Raw genomic sequence first — 20,962 nt, forward strand, 5'->3', positions numbered from 1 at the left:
GGTCATACTCACAACGATCAACGGTGCAAAGGCGAGGACGCCGACCATGACAACTCCCCAGCGCCGCCCTGGCGCGGTCGTTCCCGCCGTCGCCGCAACGGCGATCGCCGTACTGGTGCTCGCCCTGTGGTTCGGCGGTGGCAGACCGCAACCGGCGATCCAGGGGCTCCCCTCCCCCGGCGCGCTGACCACCTGGGGCCTGCCGGTCGCGCGCCTCGTCCACGACATCTGTGCCGTCGCCACGGTCGGGGTCCTGCTCGCGGCCGTCGTGCTGGCCCCGGCGAGCGGCCGCGCCGTCGTACGGGCGGCCGGGGCCTGGGCGCTCGGCTGGGCGGCGAGCGCGGCGGTCACCGAGGTGCTGACGCTGTCGGACTTCCTCGGGCTGCCCCCGGGAGACGCCCTGCGCTCCGGCGCGCTGACCGCCTTCCTTCTCTACATCCCGCAGGGACAGGCGTTCCTGACAGTGACACTCGCCGCCCTGGCGATCGCCGCCGGGTCGTTCCCGGCGCGCGGCGCCCGCAGCTGGTCCGCGCCGCTCCGGGTCGTGCTGCTCGCCGTGGCGCTCTTCGCGGTGCTGCCCCCGGTGTACGTGGGCCACTCGGCCTCGGCGGCCGACCACAACCTCGCGGTTCTCAGCCTGATGGCGCACGTCGCGGCCGTCGCGATGTGGACCGGCGGCCTGTACGCCCTCGTGGCGCACCTGCGCGCCGCGCCCGGGCTCACCGTCGCCGTGCGCCGCTTCAGCACGCTCGCGCTGGGCTGCTACGTAGCAGTCGGGGCGTCCGGCCTGCTCAACGCCTGGGTCAGGCTCGGCTCACCGCCTCTGCTGTGGCAGTCGAGGTACGGCCTGCTCGTGCTGGCCAAGATCGCCGCGCTGGCCGTGCTCGGCTGGTTCGGGTGGCGGCACCGGAGCGGGACCATCGCGGCGTTGGAGTCCGGCGGAGCCCGCGCGCCGTTCCTCCGCCTCGCCTGCGTCGAGATCGCGGTGATGGCCGGCACGCTGGGCCTGGCCGCGGCGCTGGGACGCACGCCCCCGCCGCCCACGGAGACGGCCGCGCACCAGCACGACGCCCTGGGGTACACCCTGCCTCCCCTCACCCCCGGCACGCTCGTCACCGAGGTGCGGCTCGACCCGATCGCGCTGCTCCTGCTGGCCGCCGCCCTGGCCGCGTACCTGTCCGGCGTACGGCGGCTGTCCCGCACTCCGGCAGACGGCGGGAGGTGGCCGGCCTGGCGGACCGCGTCCTGGGTGGCCGGTCTGGTCGTGCTCGGCTACGCCACCTCGGGAGGAGTCGCGGCGTACGCGCCCGCGCTGTTCTCGGCGCACGCGGCGCAGTACGCGCTGCTCGGCGCCGTGGGTCCCGTCCTGCTCGTGTACGGCGCGCCGCTGACGCTGTGGCGCCGGGCCCGTCCGGATGCCGACCCCGCCGGCGGCCCCGCCGGGCGCGCGCTGTCCCATCCGGTGACGGCGGTCGTCCTGTACGCCCTGCCGTACCCGGCGCTGTACCTGACGGGCCTGTTCGGGTACGCCCAGCCGAGCCTCGCCCTGCGGCTGGCCGCGCAGACGGTCGTGACGGTCACCGCCGTCCTCTTCCTCGCGGTGACCACCGGCGTGGATCCGCTCCCGCGCGCGATCCCGCCGCAGGTGCGCGCCTGGATGCTCGCCGCGGCGATCGCCGTGCTCGCGTGGACGGGCCTGGTGGTGCTGGTGGGGCCGCCGCAGGCGCCGGAGTGGTACGCGGCGCTCGGGCTGACATGGGCACCCGACCGGGCTGCCGACCAGCGGCTGGGGGCGCTGCTGGGCACCGGCCTGGCCGTCGCCGTCCTCGCGGGCGTGCTCGTGCTGCTGCTCGTCCGCTGGCGGGCGGCGCGGCGCAGGACCGTGTCCGGGCCCGGGTCGATCAGGACGACGGGACGGGCCCCGTCGAGTCGCGGACGCTGAGGGTCGTCGCCAGCTGAAGGTGCCGGGAGACGGGCTGGACGCCGTCCGCCATGCCGAGGACGGTCTCGACGGCCATCCGGCCCATGCCGACGAGAGGCTGCCGGACGGACGTGAGCCGGGGCACGGTCCACTGGGTCTGCGGGGTGTCGTCGAACCCGGTGACCGACAGCTCGCCCGGCACGCTGATGTGAAGCTCCTTGGCCGCGGCGAGGACACCGACGGCGATCTCGTCGTTGCCCGCGACGACCGCGGTCGGCCGCTCGTCGAGCGTGAGCAGGTCGTTGCCGTGCCGGAGGCCCGCCTCGACGGAGAACGCCTCGTGGCGGATCAGTGTGCGGTCCGGCGTGATGCCGGCCGAGTCGAGCGCGGCCTGGTATCCGTGGAAGCGCTCCACCGAAGGCGCGGATCCGAGCGGGCCGCCGATCCAGGCGATCCTGCTGTGGCCGAGCCTGATGAGGTGCTCGGTCGCCGAGCGTCCGCCCGCCCAGTTGGTGGAGCCGATGCTGACGACGCGTGATTCGGTCGTGTCGATCGGGTCGATCGTCACGACGGGCACCTCGACATCCTCCGCGGCGAGCAGCACCGAGTCGGGCACGGCGACGGCGAGCGCGATGACTCCGGCGACGCCGGACGCCTTCTGCTCCTCCATCCAGGCACGGGCCGCCGTATGGCTCGTGCTGATCGGCTCGTCGGGCGGCAGGCGCAGGAGAAGCTCTGCCTGGGCGGAGGTCGCGGCCACGAGTATCCCTTGCAGCACCGTGCCGGCGTAACGGGACTCCACGATGTCGAGCACGGTGACGAGGGCCCGGTCCCGTGTGCGCTCGTGCCGCGCGGCCGTCGGCTTGTAGCCGATCTCGGCCATGACACCGAGGACACGCTCGCGCGTGTTCGCCCCCACGTCGCTGCGCCCGTTGAGGACCTTCGATGCGGTCGTCGGCGAGACGCCGGCCAGTCGGGCGACATCCGCCAGGGTGGCTCGCTCGGAAGGACCGCGCCGTGGCATCAGGGCTCCTCTGGCATCGAAATTTTTTCGAATTTACCACGGAGCCCCCTGCCGTCGGCGGCTCCAACGATTCCCTTCCTGTTCCATCGTTGACGGGGGACAGCGGCACGACCTACTGTCCTCGCAGCACCGAACCAGTTGCGAAATAGTTTCGAAATACTCTTAATGAGAGGCCACGCGGCTCTCCCAGAAGGCAAGGCTGAGAGCATGACGATCGACAGTGTGGATTCCCCGGTGCCCAATTCAGCGGTGCGGATCGACGGGAAGCTTTGCGACGAGAGTCCGCTCCCGCACGTCTGGAGCAGGTGCGTCGGTGCCGGCCGGGCCAACGAGGCACTGCGCGCGGACTGGCGGCAGCAGTTCGCCGAGGCCGTCGCCGCATGCGGATTCGAGTACGTCCGCTTCCACGGCCTCTTCCACGACGACATGTTCGTGTACCGGGAGAGCTACGGCGGCGGTTTCGGCCCGGACGCGCCTCTTGCCTCGCCCGTGTACACGTTCAGCTATGTGGACAAGGTGTTCGACTTCATCCTCGACTGCGGGGCGCGTCCCTTCGTCGAGCTGGGCTTCATGCCGCGTGAACTGGCGACGGCGACGGAGACGGTGTTCTGGTGGGGCGCGCACTGCAGCCCGCCCAAGGACATGACGCGCTGGGTCGAGCTGGTCACGAGGACGGTCGAGCACTGGATCGGCCGGTACGGCCTCGACGAGGTGCGGCGGTGGCGATTCGAGGTGTGGAACGAGCCGAACCTGGTGCCCCACTTCTGGACCGGGACGAAGACCGAGTACTTCGAGCTGTACGAGCACACCGTGACCGCGATCAAGGGGGTCGATCCCGAGTTGAAGGTGGGCGGGCCCGCGACGAGCGTCTTCGTGCCCGACGACCGCTACAAGGGCGAGGTCGAGGACCGCTCCGCGACGCACGAGACGGCCGCCGCGGCCGACGTGGACGCGCTCGACTGGCGTCCGGTGTGGATCGAGGACTTCATGGCCTGGTGCGCGGAGCGCGACCTGCCGATCGACTTCGTCTCGACCCACACCTACCCCACCGACTTCGCGTTCGCCGCCGACGGCGAGGCGGTGCAGATCACCCGGTACGCCGACGCGACGTTCGACGATCTGACCCTGCTCCGCACGATCGTGGACAACAGCGCGTATCCCGATGCGGAGATCCACATCACGGAGTGGTCGACGTCGCCGTCATCGCGCGACTTCATCCACGACACGCTGTTCGCGGCCACCTTCATCACGCGGGCGTATCTGCAGTGCGCCACCCTCGCCGACTCGATCTCCTACTGGACCTTCACGGACGTGTTCGAGGAGGGGGGCGCCGGGATCGGACCGTTTCACGGCGGGTTCGGCATCGTGAACGAGAACGGCATCCACAAGCCCACGTTCCACGCGTTCAGGATGCTGGAACGGCTCGGCGACCGGCTGCTCCTCTCGACGCCCGAGGGGGTCGTGACCCGTGACAGCCGGACGTCGGCCGTGTCGGCGGTCTTCTTCAACTACCCCGACGACATGGCGCTGAAGGGTATCCGGTCGCACAGCTCGTACGCGGCGACACGCGCGCTGGCCGAGACGGGGCCGAGCCGGCGGATCCGCCACTCGATCGGCGGGCTCGAGCCGGGCGCCACCTTCCTCGTCGAGATCCTGGACTGGGAGCACGGGAACGCCGCCGAGGCCTGGTACGGGCTCGGATCCCCCCTCAACCCGTCCCGGGCCGAGAGCGAGCACCTGAGCGAGGTCGCCGACTCGCTTCTCAGGTTCGCGCTGACCGTGCCCGGCACCGGGGTGCTCGACCTCGACGTCGAACTCGCGCCGTGGGCGGTGATGTCCGTGCGGCAGTCGGGATGACCGCGGGCCGCCGGGCCCCGGAGGACGGCCGCCGGGTGAGAACGGCCGTCGCCCCGACCCGGCGGCACCCTTCCGTGCCGATCGTCTCCGGGAAGATCAGCGACGGCCGCGCGGGGCGTCGTCGCGGTCCCTGCGCACCATCGGCTTCCTGCCCTTGATCGTGGTGCGGCGCAGTGCGGAGACCACCTCGTCCACCGCGCCGTCCGGAATCTCGACCAGGGTGAACCGGTCGGCGATCTCGATCGCGCCGATCTCGCGCCCGCTGACCCGGGTCTCCCCGGTGATCGCGCCGACGATGTCCTGGGGGCGCACGCCCGCGCTGCGGCCCGCGCCGACGAACACCCGGCTCATCGCGCCGCCCGCGCGCCGCCCGCGCCGCTCGTCGCGGCCGAACCTGTCGTCGCGCGGCCCGCGCTCGGGCCGCTGGGGGCGCGACGCGACCTCGGGGATCTCCTCCTCGTCGGCGGCGGCGCCGGTGGACTCGTGGGCGAGCTTGACCGCGGCGAGCGCGATGTCGACCAGGTCGAACTCGTCGGCGAGCGTCTCGACCACCACGCGGAAGCGGTCGAGGTCGCCGTCCTCCATCAGGCTCTCCTGCAGGGCGGCCCGGGTCAGCTCCAGCCGCCGGGCGCGCAGGTCGGCCACCGTCGGCACCTTCTCCACCGCGATCTTGCTGCGGGTCACGCGTTCGATGGTCTTGAGCATGCGGTGCTCGCGCGGCTCGGCGAGCGTGATCGCGACGCCCTCGCGCCCGGCCCGGCCCACCCGGCCGATGCGGTGCACGTACGACTCGGGCGCGGACGGCACGTCGTAGTTGATGACGTGGGTGAGCTGCTCGATGTCGAGGCCGCGCGCGGCCACGTCGGTCGCGACGAGCAGGTCGGCGGTCCCGCTGCGCAGCCGGCTCATGACCCGGTCGCGCTGCTCCTGGCCCATGCCGCCATGCAGGGCCTCGGCGCGGTAGCCGCGGCCGTTCATGGTCTCGGTGAGGCTGTCGACCTCCTCGCGGGTACGGCAGAACACGATCGCCGCGGTGGGGGCCTCCACGTCGAGCACCCGGCCCAGCGCGGCCGGCTTGTACGCGCGGCTCACGATGTAGGCGCTCTGCCGGATCAGCGGGGCCTCTCCGGCGGCGGGCCGCTCCCGCTCGATCCTGATCCGCACCGGCTCGCGCAGGTGGCGGCGGGCGATCCCGTCGATGCGCGGCGGCATGGTCGCGGAGAACAGCACGGTCTGCCGTTCCTGCGGGGTGTCCTGGAGGATCGCCTCGATGTCGTCGGCGAAGCCCATGTCGAGCATCTCGTCGGCCTCGTCGAGGACGACCATCCGCAGGCCCTTGAGCGGCAGGGTGCCCCTGCCGATGTGGTCGAGCGCCCGTCCCGGCGTGGCGACGACGACGTCCACGCCGCGCTCCAGCGCCCGCAACTGCCGCCCGATCGGCTGGCCGCCATAGATGGGCAGCACCCGCGTGCCGAGGTCGCGGCCGTATCGGTGCATGGCCTCCGACACCTGCACCGCCAGCTCCCGGGTGGGCACGAGCACCAGCCCCGCGGGCTCCCCGCCGTCGCCCTCCGCGTGCAGGCGCTGCAGCATCGGGAGGGCGAACGCGGCCGTCTTGCCCGTTCCGGTCGCGGCCTGGCCGAGGAGGTCGCGACCCTCCAGCAGGGGCGGGATGGCCTCACGCTGGATCGGGGTCGGCTCCTCGTAGCCGAGACCGGACAGGGCCTTGAGGAGCTCGGGGCCCAGCGCCAGGTCGGCGAATCCGGGTCCTTCGTCGATCTCGTTCACGACCATGTCCTGCTCCTGATGGTTCTGCTCCTGGTTTTGCTCACCGGCGGGGCTAATGTGCACGGGACGACCCTACGGTCTTTCCGCCCTTACCCCGAACGCCGCCCCCGGCACGCGGCCCGGAAATCCCGGGGCCGATACCGTTTGATCGTGGATCTTCGGGAGCTGAGACGGGCCAGAATCGCGGTGTCGGTCACCTTCGCCCTGCACGGTGCGGTGACCGGCGGCTTCGCCTCCCGCATCCCCTGGATCCAGGACCACGTCGGAGCCGGCCCCGGCCTGCTCGGGCTCGCCCTGCTCGCGCCCGCGGCCGGCGCCATCCTCGCGATGCCGACCGCGGGGCGCCTCACACACCGCTTCGGCGGGCGGGCCGTCACCCGCGTCTCGATCGGCCTGTGGTGCCTGGTCCTCGTCCTGCCCCCGCTGGCGCCGAACCTGCCCCTGCTCTGCGCGGCGCTCCTGCTGTACGGCGGGGTGGCCGGCATGAGCGACGTCGCGATGAACGCCCAGGGGGTGGTGATCGAGCAGCGGCTCGGCCGTTCGATCATGTCCGGGCTGCACGGGATGTGGAGCGTGGGAACGCTCGCGGGCGGCGCGGTGGGCACGCTGGCCGCGAGCGCGGGCCTCGACGCCCGGCTTCACCTGGGCGGGGCGGCGGTCGTGCTGTTCCTCGCGTCCCTGGCCGTGGGTCCGCTGCTGCTCGACGTGCGGGCGGGCGACGACGAGCCGGCCCCGCCCCACTTCGTGCTCCCGCCGCGCGAGGTGCTGCTCATCGGGCTGGTGGGCTTCTGCTCGGTGTTCGGCGAGTCCGCCGCCCAGGACTGGTGCGCGGTCTACCTCCGGCAGGTCGCGGGCGCGTCCCAGGCGGTCGGCGCCGCGGCGTACACGGCCTTCGCCTGCATGATGGCCGCGGGCCGGTTCTGCGGCGACGCGGTGGTGCGGCGGCTGGGGCCGGTCGCGACCGTGCGCGGCGGCGCGGCGCTGGCCTCGCTGGGCGGGCTGCTCGTCGTGGTCTCCCGGACTCCGGTGCCGGCGACCGCCGGGTTCATGCTGATCGGCGTGGGGATCGCGGTGGTAGTCCCGCTGGTGTTCGCGGCGGCGGGCAACGCGACGCCCTCACCGAGCGAGGGCGTGGCGGGCGCGGCCACGGTCAGCTACGCGTCGGGCTTCGTCGCACCGAGCGCGATCGGCGGGATCGCCGCGCTGACCGGGCTGCCCGCCTCGTTCGCGCTGGTCACCGTGCTGCTGCTGGCGGTCCTGCTGGGCGCGGGCAGGCTCGCGCCGTCGGGCGGGCGGGCGCGTCAGGGGATCCGGCCGACCCCGCACAGGAAGTAGGTTTTGAATTTCAGCAGGCGCGGGTCGAACGCGTCGTGCTCGGGGCGCCACTCGTGCAGGTTGACCAGGCCGGGCTCGACCAGATCGAGCCCCTCGAAGAACGGCGTGACCTCGTCGGAACGCCGGGCCACGAACTGCGCGGACGCGCCCCGGTAGATCCGCTCGACGCGCGACGCCTGCTCCTGGCGGTCGTCCACCGCGACGTGCGACATGACCAGGTAGCTGCCGGGCGCGAGTTCCTCGCGGATCTCCCTGATCAGGCGGCGGGGCTCGTCGGAGTCGGGCAGGAAGTGGACGATAGCGACCAGCAGCACGGCGACCGGCTTCCCGAGATCCAGGTGGTCCCGCACCTCGGGATGGGACAGGATCTCCTTCGGGCGCCGCAGGTCGCCCTCCACGACCCGCACCTGCGGGCTGTCGGCCAGCAGCGCGCGGGCGTGCGCGAGCACCTGCGGGTCGTTGTCGACGTAGACCGTCTTCGCGTCGGGCACGTGCTCGGCCGCCACCTGGTGGACGTTGGGCTGGGTGGGCAGGCCCGCGCCGATGTCGAGGAACTGCCGGACGCCCTGACCGGCGAGGAACCGGACGGCGCGGACGAGGAACTCCCGGTTCTCCCTGATCCTCAGGGTGACCTCCGGAACGTGCCGTATCACCTGCTCGGCCGCCGCCCGGTCGGCCGGGAAGTTGTCCTTGCCCCCGAGGAAGTAGTCGTACATCCGGGCCGCGTTGGGCACGTTCGGGTCGAACCCGCTCTCCATGGCCGCCGAATCCATGACGCCTCCCCCTGGCCGTCGCCGACGTAGACGATCTTAGCTGGCAGCGCCCGAAAGACGGCGTTCACCGAGGAATGCGACATTTCCCGAAGAGCGCGACGGCCCAGGGACTGGGCGGGGCGCTCGACGAACCGGTAGGTCAGCGCGGAGCAGGCGAGGACCACCGCCAGCAGCAGGACGGCCATGGCCAGGCGCTCGGCCAGGGGGAAACGGCCCGGATCCATCGTCAGCCGCCGGAGCACCTGCACGGCGAGGGGGTGCAGCAGGTAGACGGAGTAGCTGATCAGGCCGAGCCATACGAGGGCACGGGGCATGGGCCGGCGCCGCAGCAGCCGGGCGGCCAGGAAGGTGGCCCATGCCGCGGCGACGGCGGTCGACCAGCCCCGGGTGAACGCCAGCGCCTGATCGCCGGGCATGCCCCAGCCGGGACCGAAGGCCCACGCGGCGCCGATGGACGCGACCGGCACGCACGCGAGCGCCCACCCGCTCCTCTTCCAGCGGAGCTGCCCATGGTCGAGCCGGTAGAGCAGGGTGCCGGCGAACATCGTCGCGAGGATGGCGAGGCTCTGCCACGCCCCGATCCGGCTGTTGACGCCGAGCAGCACGAGAGCCAGCACGGCCGCCGCCGTGGTGCCGCACACGCGCGGCCACCCGCCACGCGCCAGCGACGCGGCCGCCGCGAGCAGCACGACCACCGTGATCACCACGACCTGGGTGGTGCCGGCACCACGCGACAGCGCGCCCGACGGAAGCACGCCTCCCACGGTGACGGCCGCCACGGCGAGGACGAGCGTGGCGGTGGCGCTCGCGCGATGCGCCCGGGCCACGAACATCCCCGTCACGAGCAGATAGAAGACCATCTCGTACGACAGCGTCCAGAACACGTTGACGACGCCGGCCACCTGCAGAAGGTCCTGCAGCATCGTCAGATGCGCCATGACCGAGGTGACGGGACTGTCCGTCAACTGGGCCGGCAACGTCGCGTACACGCCCGCGGCGCCGAACACCGTCCCGATCAGCGCGGCGACGAGCCACAGGGGATACAGGCGGAAGACCCGGTTGATCCAGAACCCGCCGACGCTGCCGCGCCGTTCCAGCGAGACCGGCACCACGTATCCGCTGACGAGGAAGAACACGAGCACGCCGTACTGGCCGAAGTTGAACCACGGACTCGCGCTCGCGCGCACCTCGGGAAACAACGCGTCCAGGGAATGCTCGAACACCACGACGATCGCCGCCGTGCCGCGCAGCGCGTCCAGCCATCCCTGCCGCGGCGGGGACTGCGGCCGCCGGGCCGGGACCTCCTCCCTGACCGCGGTCCGGCCCGTTTCCACAGCATCGACGAACATCCGGTCAGGCTAGGAGGTCATCCTGGGAGAATCGTGAGCGCCCGACGAACGCTCCCGTGTACCTACGTCAGGTCGGCGCAGCTCAGGGCGTCGGCGTCCGTGGCCGCGCCGGGCACCCACCGGACGTTCGCGAACGAGGCGGAGAACGCGCCGTCCGTGTACACGAGGAACGGCGTGTTGACGTTCTCGAAGTCCAGATTCGGCGCGAAGCAGGACAGCGGGATCTTCACGGTCGTCTTCGTGCCCGCGGGCAGCTTCTGGAACAGCGACGTCGCCACGACCTCGGCCAGGCACGGGTAGACGCAGTGCGCGCTGATCACCGTGCGGGCCGCCGGGGGCTGGTGGACGATCGTGTCGAAGACCAGCGCGGCGCCGGCGTTCAGATAGCCGCGCAGGTCGCCGCCGCCCGCCGGGTTCTGCAGGTAGATCTGCGCCGCCCCGGCGCCGTTCCAGGTGGCCTTCAGGCCGTCGCCCTGCACGTTGACGTCCGACGGGACGACGGCGATCTCCGAGTGCGCCGCCTCGCCGTCCACGCCGATCTCCGTGCCGCTCCAGTTCTCGGCCGAGCCGATGAAGCTCTTGTACGGCGCGACGTCCTGGCGGTTGTAGATCTCCAGATCCTCGGTGGCGGTGCCGCCGCCGCCCGTGCCGCCGCAGCCGGACCCCGGCGAGGTCTCGTCGAGCGTGCCGACCGACCCGGTCTGCCTGTAGCGCAGGCCGTACCCGAGGGGGAACAGCGGGTCGTAGCCCTCCTCGCCCGGATTGAGCGGAGTCTGGCAGGCGCTCTTCGGCCACGAGTACGACAGCGTTCCCGTGTAGCCGGGGCCGCTGTCGCGGCTCCTGACCAGCAGGTCGGCCACGCCGCCGCCCTCGGTGCCGGGAAGCCAGGCGACCACGAACGCGTCGGACCGGTTGAGCTCCTTGTTCACGTGCAGCGGGCGGCCGGTGACGTAGACGGTCACGACGGGCGCGCCCCTGCCCGCCACCTTGTCGAGCACCGCGAGGTCGCCGGGGTACAGCGTGGCGGCCTCCAGTGAGCGCCGCCCGAGGTCGCCCACGCCCTCGGCGTACGGCGTCTCGCCGATCACCGCGATCACGGCGTCGTACCGGCCCGGGTCCACGTCGTCGGCGGTCTCGCTGAAGGTCACGTTGCCCGCGCCGAGGATCTCCCGCAGCCCGCCCAGGATCGTCGTGCCGTTCGGGAAGTCGGCGTTGGTGTTGCCGGTGCCCTGCCAGCTGAGGGTCCAGCCGCCGGTCTGGTTCTGCATGCTGTCGGCGCTCTTGCCGACCACCAGCACCTTGGATCGGGGAGACAGCGGCAGGACCTTCCGGTCGTTCTTCAGCAGGACCTGTGACTCCCGTACGGCCTTCCTGGCCAGCGCCCGCACCTGAAGGGCCCTCTGCGAGCCCGCGCCGGGACGCGCGGACGGCTTGGGCGCCCCGAACAGGCCCGCGCGCAGCTTCACCCGCAGGATGCGCGTCACGGCGTCGTCGATCCGGGACATCGGGATCTCCCCCGCCTCGACCTGGGCGATCGTGGTGGAGATGAACGCCTTCCAGTCGTTCGGGACCATCACCACGTCGATTCCGGCGTTGATCGCCCGGGCGCAGTTGGAGTTCGTGCAGCCGGCGACCTGGCCGATGCCGTTCCAGTCGGAGACGACGACGCCGTCGAAGCCCATCTTCCGCTTGAGCACCTCGGTGAGCAGTTTCCCGCTGCCGTGCACCTTGCCCTCGGTGATGCCGAGGTCCTCGTTGGTCCAGCTGTTGAAGGACGCCATGACGGTCTGCGCCCCGGCGGCGAGCGCGCCGTAGTAGCCCTGGCCGTGAATGTTGATCATGTCGGCCTCGGACGAGGCGTTCACGCCCTGGTCCTGCCCCTTGAGCGTGCCCCCGTCGCCGATGAAGTGCTTGGCCGTGGCGATCACGCCCCGGTCGCCCAGCCCGCGCGAGTTCCCGCCCTGCAGCCCGCGTACGACCTCGTAGCCGTACGCCCGGGTGATGCGGGGGTCCTCGGAGTAGCCCTCGTACGTGCGGCCCCAGCGGTCGTCCCTGACGACGGCGAGCGTGGGCGCGAAGGCCCAGTCCTGGCCGGTCGCCCGGACCTGGGCGGCGGTGGCGGCGCCGATGTCGCGCAGCAGGCAGGGGTCGTGCGCGGCTCCGAGGCCGATGTTCTGCGGGAAGAGCGTCGCGCCGAAGACGTTGTTGTTGCCGTGCACGGCGTCGATGCCCCAGATGACCGGGATCTTGGTCCGCGTGCTCACCGACGCCTGCCAGTACGCGTCGGCGAGGGCCAGCCAGTCCTGCGGGGAGGCGTGCTTGTCACGGCCCGGCCACGACCCGCCGCCGTTGAGAACCGAGCCGACGCCGTACCGGCCGACCTCCTCGGCAGTGATCGCGGAGATCTCCGGCTGGGTCATCTGGCCGACCTTCTCGGCCAGGGTCATGCCCGCGACGATCTTCGCGATGTGCTTCTCGCCGGCCGGGTCGCGCTTGATCTCGCTCCTTACGGACGGCCAGTCGGGCAGCGTCGGCAGGCGCTTCTCGATGCGCGCGCAGCCGTGGTCCATGTCCGGTCTGCCGACCACCGGGCGGGCCGGAGGCTTGCCCTGCGTCTTCACCGGGGGCTTGCCCGGCGACTTCCCGGACGGCCCGCCGGGGGTCGCCGCCGCCACGGCGCCCGGCAGCAGGGCGAGGCCGGCCAGGGCGGCGAGCACGCGCCGGGGCGATCGGGTGATGAGTCTGCGCATGAACGTCCGTTCTCGAGGGTCCCGTGGACCAGGTCGGGTAGTACGGGCGTGTTGCGCAGATCGTCACCCGGTAAAGGCCATCGGTCAAGAGAGCGCTCTCCAGCTGTTCGGCGGTAATCACGTCGATCGCCGCCCCCCGTGAAAGTTTCGGGTCGTCCGGCCGCGGCGGACGGCCGGGGCCGAGGTCACCGCGGACGGACCGGCGGGCGGGACGAGCGCGCGTTGCCCCGTGCGCCGGACCGTGACTATGGTCCGGGAGCGCCCGAAGCCGGACGCCGGCGTTCCGTCCCCCGCCCGCCCTTCCACCCGATGAGGCGCCCATGAGACGAATACTCACGTGGTTCACGGCGCTCGGCACGGCCGTCCTGACGATGGCCGGGCTGTTCACGCCCGCCCCCGGGTTCGCCGCCGCCGCGACGCTTCGTCCCGGCGTCCTGTGGTACGACACCGCGGGCAACCGGCTGCAGGCACACGGCGCCGGCGTGTTCAAGGTCGGTTCCACCTACTACATGGTCGGTGAGGACAAGTCCGCCGGCGCCACGTTCACGGCGGTCGCCTGTTACTCCTCGACCGATCTGGCGACCTGGACGCGGGTGGGCGACGCACTGAGCCGGCAGAGCGGCGGCGACCTCGCGGCCGGGCGCATCGTGGAACGGCCGAAGGTGATCTACAACTCCGCGACCGGCCAGTACGTGATGTGGGTGCACATCGACAACTCCTCCTACGGCGACGCGCGCGCGGGGGTGGCCACCAGCCCGACGCCGTGCGGGCCGTACACCTACCGCGGCTCCTCACGTCCGCTCGGGTTCGAGAGCCGGGATCTGGGCCTGTTCAAGGACGACGACGGCACGGCGTACCTGCTGACCGAGGACCGCAGCCACGGCCTGCGCATCGACCGGCTGTCCGCCGACTACACCCAGGCGGTGAGCACGACGGCGGTGCTCGCCGACCTCGAGTCCCCGGCGATGGTGAAGGTGAACGGGCGGTACTTCCTTTTCGCCTCGCACCTGACGGGCTGGTCCACCAACGACAACGTCTACGCCACCGCGACCTCCCTGTCCGGGCCGTGGAGCGGCTTCACCACGTTCGCGCCCAACGGCAGCCGCACGTTCGACTCCCAGACCTCCTCCGTCGTGCCCGTCTCGGGTTCGTCGGGCACCACGTACGTCTACGTCGGCGACCGCTGGAACCCGGGCGACCTCAACAGCTCCACACCCGTCTGGCTGCCGCTCACGATCGGCGGCTCCACCGCCTCGATGAGCGCGTTCTACGACTCCTGGACCATCGACACGGCCACCGGCACCTGGGCGGCCGCGCCGGCTCCGCAGAACTTCACGCTGGTCGGCGGCCAGTCGGGGCGCTGCCTCGACGTCGCCGGCGGCGCCGCGACCAACGGCTCGACCGTCCAGATCTACGACTGCAACGGCGGCGCGGGCCAGAAGTGGTCCCTCACCTCCTCCGGCGAACTGCGCACGTTCGGCGGGACCAAGTGCCTCGACGTGTTCGACCAGAAGACCACGGCGGGATCCACGGTGGGCGTGTGGGACTGCAACGGCGGCGCCAACCAGAAGTGGACGCTCAACTCCGGCGGCACCGTGGCCGGCGTCCAGTCGGGCCTGTGCCTGGACGTGAACGGCAACCAGACGGCCAACGGCGCCAAGGTGCAGATCTGGACCTGCAACGGCGGCGCGAACCAGAGGTGGACCCGCGTCTGAGGGTCCCCGGCCGCCTCACGGCCGGTTCCCCCATGCCGGCAGCGGGAGGATGCCGAGGCTCGCGTCGAGGCCGCCGTCGACGACCAGCGCGGTCCCGGTGACGTACGAGGCGGCCGGCGAGGTGAGGAACCAGACGGCCTCGGCCTGCTCGCGGGGCTCGGCGAACCGCTGGAGCGGCACGCGGCGCTCGATCTCGGCGGTGAGCACCGGGTCCCGGCGGACGCCGGCGTTGATCCGCGTCCAGGTGAGCCCGGGGGCGAGGGCGTTGACCCTGATGCCGTCGGGCGCGTGATCGATCGCCGCGGCGCGGACGAGGTTGATCAGCGCACCCTTGGAGGCGTTGTAGGCCCAGTTGCCGGGGTCGGCGCGCAGCCCGGCGACGGAGGCGGTGACGACGATCGCGCCGCCTCCGGCCTCGCGCAGCGCGGGCGCCGCGGCCCTGATGCCCAGGATCGGCCCGCGGAGGTTGACGGCGAGGATGCGATCCGCGGCCTCCACCGCGCCGGGAGCCTCCCAGGGCCGGGTGCCGCCGATGCCGGCGTTGAGCACGACCGCGTCAAGCCGGCCGAACTCCCGCACCGCCGCCGTGACCGCTGCCTGGTTGGTCTCCTCAAGCGACACGTCCCCGGCCAGCGTCACCACGCGGTCGAGCGGGGCGAGCTCCTCGAGCGTCCGCTCGTCGTGGTCCACGGCGAGGACGGCGACGCCGCGCTCGGCGTACAGCTCGGCGGTCGCCCGGCCGATGCCCGATCCGGCGCCCGTCACGAGTACGGCGTGCGGGCCGTGGACGGATGTGGTCATAAAACCCACACTACCTACATAGAAGTAGGAATGTGAGCCCCCGAGACCAGCGCTCCCGCGGTTCCCCGCCGTGGCGGGGAACCGCGGGCCGCCGGCTACAGCGACCTGAGGAAGGCCAGACCGTCCACGGCGAGGGAGTCCTGGCTCGGTGCGAGCGGCCGCCAGATGGAGGCCGCAGTGGCGATCGTCTGGTTGTGGGCGGTGAAGGATTCGATGACGAGGGGGCCCGCATAGCCCGCTTCACGCAGGGCCTGGGTGAAGGCGGGCCAGTCGAAACGGTCGGCGCCTGGTGTGCCCCGATCCGTTCCGCAGACCTGCACATGCGCGATCCGGCCCGCCGCGGCACGTACGGCTTGCGCCGGATCCCTCTCCTCGATGTTCATGTGATAGACGTCGAGCGCCAGGCCGCATCCGTCGGGCAATGCCTCGAGAGCCTGCTCAACGGTGTTGAGCAGACTGGTCTCGTAGCGGTTGAGCGGCTCGACCGCGATCGTCACACCGCGCTCGCCGGCGTAGTCGACCACGGGTTCCAGGTTGTTCCGGAGCTCGGTGTAGATCGTCCGGCGCTCGTCGTACGACATCCGCCAGGTCCTGCCCACGGAGGCGTAGGCGGGCCCGCCGATCACCGGGGAGCCCACGGCCACCGCCACGTCCACGCAGTGCCGCAGGTAGTCCTGCGTCTCCTCGACGACCCCGGCCGTGGCCGCCACGAGCTCCCGCCCCGGCGGCATGACCAGCACCACCGACGCCTTCAGCCCGTGTTCGGCCAGCAGTGCCGCGGCCTTGTCAGGATCCCAGTCGCCGGGCCGCTCCACCGGCAGCTCGATGACGTCGAACCCCCAGGCCGCGATCCGGGGCGCCAGGGACGCGAGGTCGCCGTCCGTCAGCGGCGACACCCACACCCAGGTGTTCACTCCGAGAGGGAAGGCGCTCACCCCTTCTTACCGCCCCACTTCTCGGGGAATCCCGGCATGCCCTCACAGCCGCACAGCGCGTAGTGCAGCGGCGGCATGTTCGGCTGCAGGTACCGGTCGAGGTTCTCCGATGTGATCTTGGGCTGCGGAAGGTTCCACACCTTCGGCACCTCCTCACCCTTGAGGATCTTCAAGGCGGCGATGATCGGTGTGCGCCACTGGTAGGTGGGGTACGTGGGAGCGACGGCGGTCAGACCGTCGTCCTTCCACTTACGCAGGAAGTCCTGCTGGTCTTCACCGGTCATCGGCGGGACGGGCATGCCGGCGTCCTCGAACGCCTCGGCGACGGCCACGGAGGTGGCTCCCGAGTCCATCCAGACGCCGTCGAGCTTGCCGTACCGCTGGATGTAGTCGTTGACGATGCCCTTGGCCTTGGCCGCGTCGCCATCGGTGAACTCCACACCGACGACCTGGAGGCCGCTGGAGTCGAAGGCGGCCTTCGCCGCCGACCAGCGGGTCTCCAGTACATCCACCCCGGGGCTGATGCGCAGCGCCAGGATCTTCCCGCCGGCCGGCACCTTCTCCACGAGGAACTCGGCCGCGTCGGCACCGAACGCGTAGCCGCCGATCGGCTTGATGAACGTCACCGGGCAGTCGGTCTCCACGCCCCGGTCGAAGACGATGACCGGGACCTTGCCGCAGGCGGCCTTGACGGCCGGAGTGAGCGTCGCCGTCGTGTTGGGCGAGACGATCAACGCGTCGCACCCCTTGGCCTGCAGCTCGGCGATGTCAGAGATCTGCTTGTCGTCCTTGCCCTCGGCGTCGAGGGCGGTGAGCTTGGAGATCTCCTTGTGCAACGCCACCTCGGCCTGCATGGTCTTCCAGCCGACCTGCCGCCAGGGGTTGTCGACCGCCGCGTTGGAGAAGCACAGGTGGTATGGCCCATCCTTCTTCTTGTACTCGGCGGTGGACACCATCTGCGGCGCGATGGCCTGCTCCCAGGGCTTGTCCGCCGGTCCCTCCGCCGTCTGCGACCGCATCGCGAGCTGAGCGTCGTAGTCGGCCTGGACGAAGAACTTGGACTGCTCACCGGTCCCCGAGGCCGGCGCCGTCGAAGCGGCCGCGGTCGGCGCCGTGTCGGCGGCGGTGGTGGTGCTGGGCTTGTCGCTGGTGCAGCCGCCGACGGCGAGCACCGTCAGAGCCGTAACGGCGAGGATGAGCGGTCTATGAGGCGGCATGAGCGTCTCCTTTTGTTTTCGGGGCATTGAGGAAGGGAAGACGGATGGCTCCGGCCGCTACGGCGGCGATGAGGACGACGCCCTGCACGGTGAACTTCAGCGCCCCGGAGACGCCGTACAGGTTGAGCAGGGTGAACAAGGCCTCCAGGGTGAACGCCCCGGCCATCGCGGCGATGACCGTGCCGCGACCGCCGCCGAGGACGACGCCGCCCAGGACGACCGCGGTGATCGCCTGGAACTCCAGTCCCTGGCCGACCTGAGCGGACACGCCGGCGAACCCACCGAGCAGGATTCCGGCCACCGCGGCGGACACGCCGGAGAGGGCGAAGGCGATGATCCTCACCCTGGTGACCCGTACGCCGGACAGGGCGGCCGCACGCTCGTTGTCGCCGACGGCGATGAGCGTCCTGCCGAAGTTCGCCCGCATCAGCAGCACGGCCGCGACGGCGACGACCACGAGGATGAGCACGGCCCATCCGGTCTCCCTGCCGAACATGCGGAAGGCCTGGGAGAGCGCGCCGCGCGGTGCGCCGCCCGTCCACAGGAAGACCGCGCCGGACAGCACGAGCATCATGCCGAGCGTGGTGATGAACGAGGGCACGCGGAGCAGGGTCGTCACCGCACCGTTGACCAGACCGACGAACAGGCCGAGAACGATCAGCAGGGCCAGCACCGGCCAGGTCGCCGCCTCGTCCCCGTCGATCAAGCGGGCGGCGACGACCACCTCGACGGTGACCAGCGATCCGACCGACAGGTCGAACTCGCCGGAGACGATCACCAGGTACTGCCCGGCGGCGAGGATGACCAGGGGCGCGGCGCGCCTGACGAAGGAGAGGAACCCGGCAGGTTCGAGGAAGAACGGGTTGACGATCGCGATGGCGGCCAGCAGCACCGCCAGCACCGCGAGAATCGGCAGCGCACGCTTCACGTCCGCCTCCTTCCGACCAGGCCCGCACGCCGGGCGTAGACGGCGACGGCGACGACGATCACCACGCCCCGCACGACGTCTTTGAAGAAGGAGTTCACTTCCAGCTGGTTGAACACGCTGTCCAGGACGGCGAGCAACAGCACACCGCCCACGGTGCCCGCGACCCCGCCTCTGCCCCCGGCCAGCGCGGTGCCGCCGAGTACGACGGCGGCGATGGACTCGAGGTCGTATCCACCGTCGGTGCCCACGGTCGGGGCTCCGGCGCCGAGCCTGCTGGCCAGCAGCAGTCCCGCGATCCCGGCACAGAGCGAGCACAGCACGTGCGTGATGATGATCACCCGATCGGTGCGGATGCCGGACAACCTGGCGACCTCGACGTCACCGCCGACGGCGTACACCCGGTAGCCGTATTTGGTCCGTCTGAGCAGGAACCAGGCGACGAGTGCGACCGCGGCCCAGAGCAACGCCGAGACGGGCACGGGGCCCAGCCGGTCGTAGCCAAGGTGCTGGAAGGACTCCGGCACCCGGCCGGCCGGGCCGTCGTAGAGGTCGCTCAGGATTCCTTTGACGATCAGTGCGACGCCGAGCGTGGCGATGAACGCGTGCACGCGCAACTTGCTGATCATCAGGCCGTTGACCAGCCCGACCAGCGCGCTCACTGCCACGACGGCGCCGACCGCGAGCACGATGTTGGAGTCCTGGCCCGCCATGGTCACCGCCGCGACCAGCGAGGTGAGGCTGATCAGATAGGCGACCGACAGGTCGAGGGATCCCGCCAGGATGGCCAGCGTCTGGCCTACCGCGACGATCCCGAGCGCCGCCGAGCGCTGCTGCACCCCGACGACGGTCTCCATGGTGAGGAACTGACCACCGTCCACGGCGACCAGCGTCCAGCCCACGAGGATCACGCCGGCCAGTGCCAGGAAGACGACACTCGTGGGGTTGACCAGCGCCGAGAACCTGGCCCTGCGATCAGCGAGAACGTTTTGGGTCATGGGGACACCTCGCCCGCGGCCAGGCTCATGATGGCCTCCTCTGAGGAGCCCGCGGGAAGGGTGCCCACGATGCGGCCCTCCCGGAGCACGACGATGCGGTCGCTCATGCCGATCAGCTCGGGCAGCTCTGAGGAGATCATCATGATCGCGACGCCGTCTTCGGCCAGCTCGCGCATCAGGTCGTGGATGGCCGCCTTGGCGCCCACGTCGACCCCACGGGTGGGCTCGTCGAACAGGAGCACCTTCGGGGCGACGGTCATCCACTTGGCGAGCACGACCTTCTGCTGGTTGCCGCCGGACAGGTAGCGAACCTCCTGCTCCTCGCGGGGCGGCCTGAGCCGTACACGTTCCAGCAGTTCTCGCACCCCGCTGCGGCGAGCACCACGGCCCATCGCGCGGGTCACGAGAAGGGCGTTGTCGCGCACCGACTGGCGCAGGGCCAGGCCCTCGCTCTTGCGGTCCTCGGTCACCAGGCCGACTCCGGCGCGGATTCCCTCGCGGACCGAGCGCGGGCGCACCGGCGTCATCTCGCCCCGGGTGAACGGCTCGGCGCCGAACAGGGCCTTGGCCAGCTCCGACCGGCCGGAGCCCTGAAGCCCGGCGATGCCGACGATCTCTCCCGCGTTCAGCTTCAGGTCGATGTCGTGCAGCCGGTCGTTGCCGCCGCCGGTGACCTGCAGCCGTGTCTCCCCGGCCGAGGTGGAGCGTGGCGGGAAGTAACCGTTCAGATCGCGCCCGACCATGAGGCGGACCAGATCCTCGGAGGTGACGTCCTCGGTGGCGACCGTGGTGACCAGCCTGCCGTCCTTGATGACCGTCACGTGATCGCTGAGGTCGAACACCTCGCGCAGCCGGTGAGAGATGTAGAGCACGGCGATGCCTCGCTCCTGCAATCGCCGCACCAGCCGGTAGAGCAGCTCGACCTCGTGCTCGGCGAGCGCGGCGGTGGGCTCGTCCATCACGACGATCCGGGCATCGAGCGACAGCGCCTTGACGATCTCCACGACCTGCTGCTGAGCGACCGACAGGCGCTTGACCAGCCGCCGGGGGCCGAAGGAATCCTCACCCAGTTCGGCGAGCAGCCGGGCGGTCGCGGTGTCCATCGCGGTCCGGTCGACCAAGCCGCGCCGTATCGGTTCCCTGCCGAGGAAGACATTCTCGGACACGGTCCGCTCGGGCAGCAGATTGAACTCCTGGTAGATGATCGCCACCCCGGCGCGCTGGGCGTCCAGCGGATGGCCGAACGATACGCGCCGGCCGTCGATCTCGATCGTTCCCTCGTCGTGTGCGTGCACTCCGGCGAGGATCTTCATGAGCGTGGACTTGCCCGCTCCGTTCTCCCCCACGATCGCGTGGACCTCGCCCGCCGCGACCGCAAGGTCGACGCCGGACAACACCCGCACGCCGAAGAAGCTCTTGCCGATGCCCGTCATGGTCAGCATCGGCTCTACTCCGCCGCGGGAACGGAGGAGAGAAAGGCCGCGCGCATTCGCGTGGCGCGGTCGCCCGCAGGGGCGAAGTAAGCAAGGGCCCGGCCGATGCCGTACTGCTGGGCTCTCTGGATTCTCGGCTCG

Annotated in this window: 15 protein-coding genes; 4 read left to right on the forward strand and 11 right to left on the reverse strand. The window is 71.3% G+C overall.

The window, feature by feature from the left end; all coding sequences use genetic code 11:
• The first annotated feature begins 46 nt into the window (after positions 1 to 46).
• Positions 47 to 1,942: a cytochrome c oxidase assembly protein gene (locus tag ACQPZZ_RS22170; RefSeq protein ID WP_432921318.1), complete on the forward strand. Its 1,896-nt coding sequence runs from the start codon at positions 47 to 49 to the stop codon at positions 1,940 to 1,942.
• On the opposite strand, the gene ACQPZZ_RS22175 is transcribed toward ACQPZZ_RS22170, so the two are convergent.
• Positions 1,902 to 2,945: a LacI family DNA-binding transcriptional regulator gene (locus ACQPZZ_RS22175; protein WP_432921321.1), complete on the reverse strand. Its 1,044-nt coding sequence runs from the start codon at positions 2,943 to 2,945 to the stop codon at positions 1,902 to 1,904. The two genes, ACQPZZ_RS22170 and ACQPZZ_RS22175, sit on opposite strands and share 41 nt — an antisense overlap.
• 207 nt (positions 2,946 to 3,152) lie before the next feature.
• Here ACQPZZ_RS22175 and ACQPZZ_RS22180 point away from each other — a divergent pair, with 207 nt between their 5' ends.
• Complete coding sequence (locus tag ACQPZZ_RS22180; protein ID WP_432921324.1) at positions 3,153 to 4,802, forward strand: GH39 family glycosyl hydrolase; 1,650 nt, start codon at positions 3,153 to 3,155, stop codon at positions 4,800 to 4,802.
• A gap of 96 nt (positions 4,803 to 4,898) precedes the next feature.
• Here ACQPZZ_RS22180 and ACQPZZ_RS22185 read toward each other — a convergent pair whose 3' ends face one another.
• Positions 4,899 to 6,653 carry a DEAD/DEAH box helicase gene (locus ACQPZZ_RS22185; RefSeq protein ID WP_432921327.1) on the reverse strand — a complete coding sequence of 585 codons (1,755 nt, stop codon included), beginning with the start codon at positions 6,651 to 6,653 and terminating at the stop codon, positions 4,899 to 4,901.
• Positions 6,654 to 6,740: 87 nt separating this feature from the next.
• Between ACQPZZ_RS22185 and ACQPZZ_RS22190 the strand changes: the two genes are divergently transcribed.
• Positions 6,741 to 7,925, forward strand: coding sequence for an MFS transporter (locus tag ACQPZZ_RS22190; RefSeq protein ID WP_432921330.1), 1,185 nt, complete (start codon positions 6,741 to 6,743; stop codon positions 7,923 to 7,925).
• On the opposite strand, the gene ACQPZZ_RS22195 is transcribed toward ACQPZZ_RS22190, so the two are convergent.
• The 3 genes from ACQPZZ_RS22195 to ACQPZZ_RS22205 all read right to left on the reverse strand — a co-directional run bounded on the left by ACQPZZ_RS22195 (position 7,892) and on the right by ACQPZZ_RS22205 (position 12,797).
• Positions 7,892 to 8,683 (reverse strand): SAM-dependent methyltransferase, encoded by a 792-nt coding sequence (locus ACQPZZ_RS22195; protein ID WP_432934482.1) that lies wholly within the window; start codon positions 8,681 to 8,683, stop codon positions 7,892 to 7,894. The genes ACQPZZ_RS22190 and ACQPZZ_RS22195 overlap by 34 nt on opposite strands.
• The gene (locus ACQPZZ_RS22200; protein WP_432921333.1) at positions 8,575 to 10,047 is read right to left on the reverse strand and encodes an acyltransferase family protein; all 1,473 of its coding nucleotides are present in this window, start codon (positions 10,045 to 10,047) and stop codon (positions 8,575 to 8,577) included. The genes ACQPZZ_RS22195 and ACQPZZ_RS22200 overlap by 109 nt, the downstream gene beginning before the upstream one ends.
• Before the next feature lie 62 nt (positions 10,048 to 10,109).
• Positions 10,110 to 12,797, reverse strand: coding sequence for a glycoside hydrolase family 3 N-terminal domain-containing protein (locus ACQPZZ_RS22205; RefSeq protein ID WP_432921336.1), 2,688 nt, complete (start codon positions 12,795 to 12,797; stop codon positions 10,110 to 10,112).
• A 320-nt stretch (positions 12,798 to 13,117) separates the two neighbouring features.
• Between ACQPZZ_RS22205 and ACQPZZ_RS22210 the strand changes: the two genes are divergently transcribed.
• Complete coding sequence (locus tag ACQPZZ_RS22210) at positions 13,118 to 14,512, forward strand: lectin (protein WP_432921338.1); 1,395 nt, start codon at positions 13,118 to 13,120, stop codon at positions 14,510 to 14,512.
• Between the two features lie 15 nt (positions 14,513 to 14,527).
• Here ACQPZZ_RS22210 and ACQPZZ_RS22215 read toward each other — a convergent pair whose 3' ends face one another.
• The 6 genes from ACQPZZ_RS22215 to ACQPZZ_RS22240 form a co-directional block, all read right to left on the reverse strand.
• A complete protein-coding gene (locus ACQPZZ_RS22215; RefSeq protein WP_432921341.1) occupies positions 14,528 to 15,313 on the reverse strand; it encodes an SDR family NAD(P)-dependent oxidoreductase in 786 nt (261 codons plus the stop codon).
• A 95-nt stretch (positions 15,314 to 15,408) separates the two neighbouring features.
• Positions 15,409 to 16,227, reverse strand: a complete 819-nt coding sequence (locus ACQPZZ_RS22220; RefSeq protein WP_432921344.1) for a sugar phosphate isomerase/epimerase family protein — start codon at positions 16,225 to 16,227, stop codon at positions 15,409 to 15,411.
• A gap of 17 nt (positions 16,228 to 16,244) precedes the next feature.
• Positions 16,245 to 17,465: an ABC transporter substrate-binding protein gene (locus tag ACQPZZ_RS22225; RefSeq protein WP_363640508.1), complete on the reverse strand. Its 1,221-nt coding sequence runs from the start codon at positions 17,463 to 17,465 to the stop codon at positions 16,245 to 16,247.
• Positions 17,452 to 18,393, reverse strand: a complete 942-nt coding sequence (locus ACQPZZ_RS22230) for an ABC transporter permease (protein ID WP_432921347.1) — start codon at positions 18,391 to 18,393, stop codon at positions 17,452 to 17,454. The genes ACQPZZ_RS22225 and ACQPZZ_RS22230 overlap by 14 nt, the downstream gene beginning before the upstream one ends.
• Positions 18,390 to 19,388: an ABC transporter permease gene (locus tag ACQPZZ_RS22235; RefSeq protein WP_363640512.1), complete on the reverse strand. Its 999-nt coding sequence runs from the start codon at positions 19,386 to 19,388 to the stop codon at positions 18,390 to 18,392. Before ACQPZZ_RS22235 ends, ACQPZZ_RS22230 begins: the two co-directional genes overlap by 4 nt.
• Positions 19,385 to 20,830, reverse strand: coding sequence for a sugar ABC transporter ATP-binding protein (locus ACQPZZ_RS22240; protein WP_363640514.1), 1,446 nt, complete (start codon positions 20,828 to 20,830; stop codon positions 19,385 to 19,387). The genes ACQPZZ_RS22235 and ACQPZZ_RS22240 overlap by 4 nt, the downstream gene beginning before the upstream one ends.
• Positions 20,831 to 20,962 lie beyond the last annotated feature (132 nt).

Origin of the sequence: Microbispora sp. CA-135349 (assembly GCF_050947365.1) — a bacterium.
Classification (GTDB): domain Bacteria; phylum Actinomycetota; class Actinomycetes; order Streptosporangiales; family Streptosporangiaceae; genus Microbispora.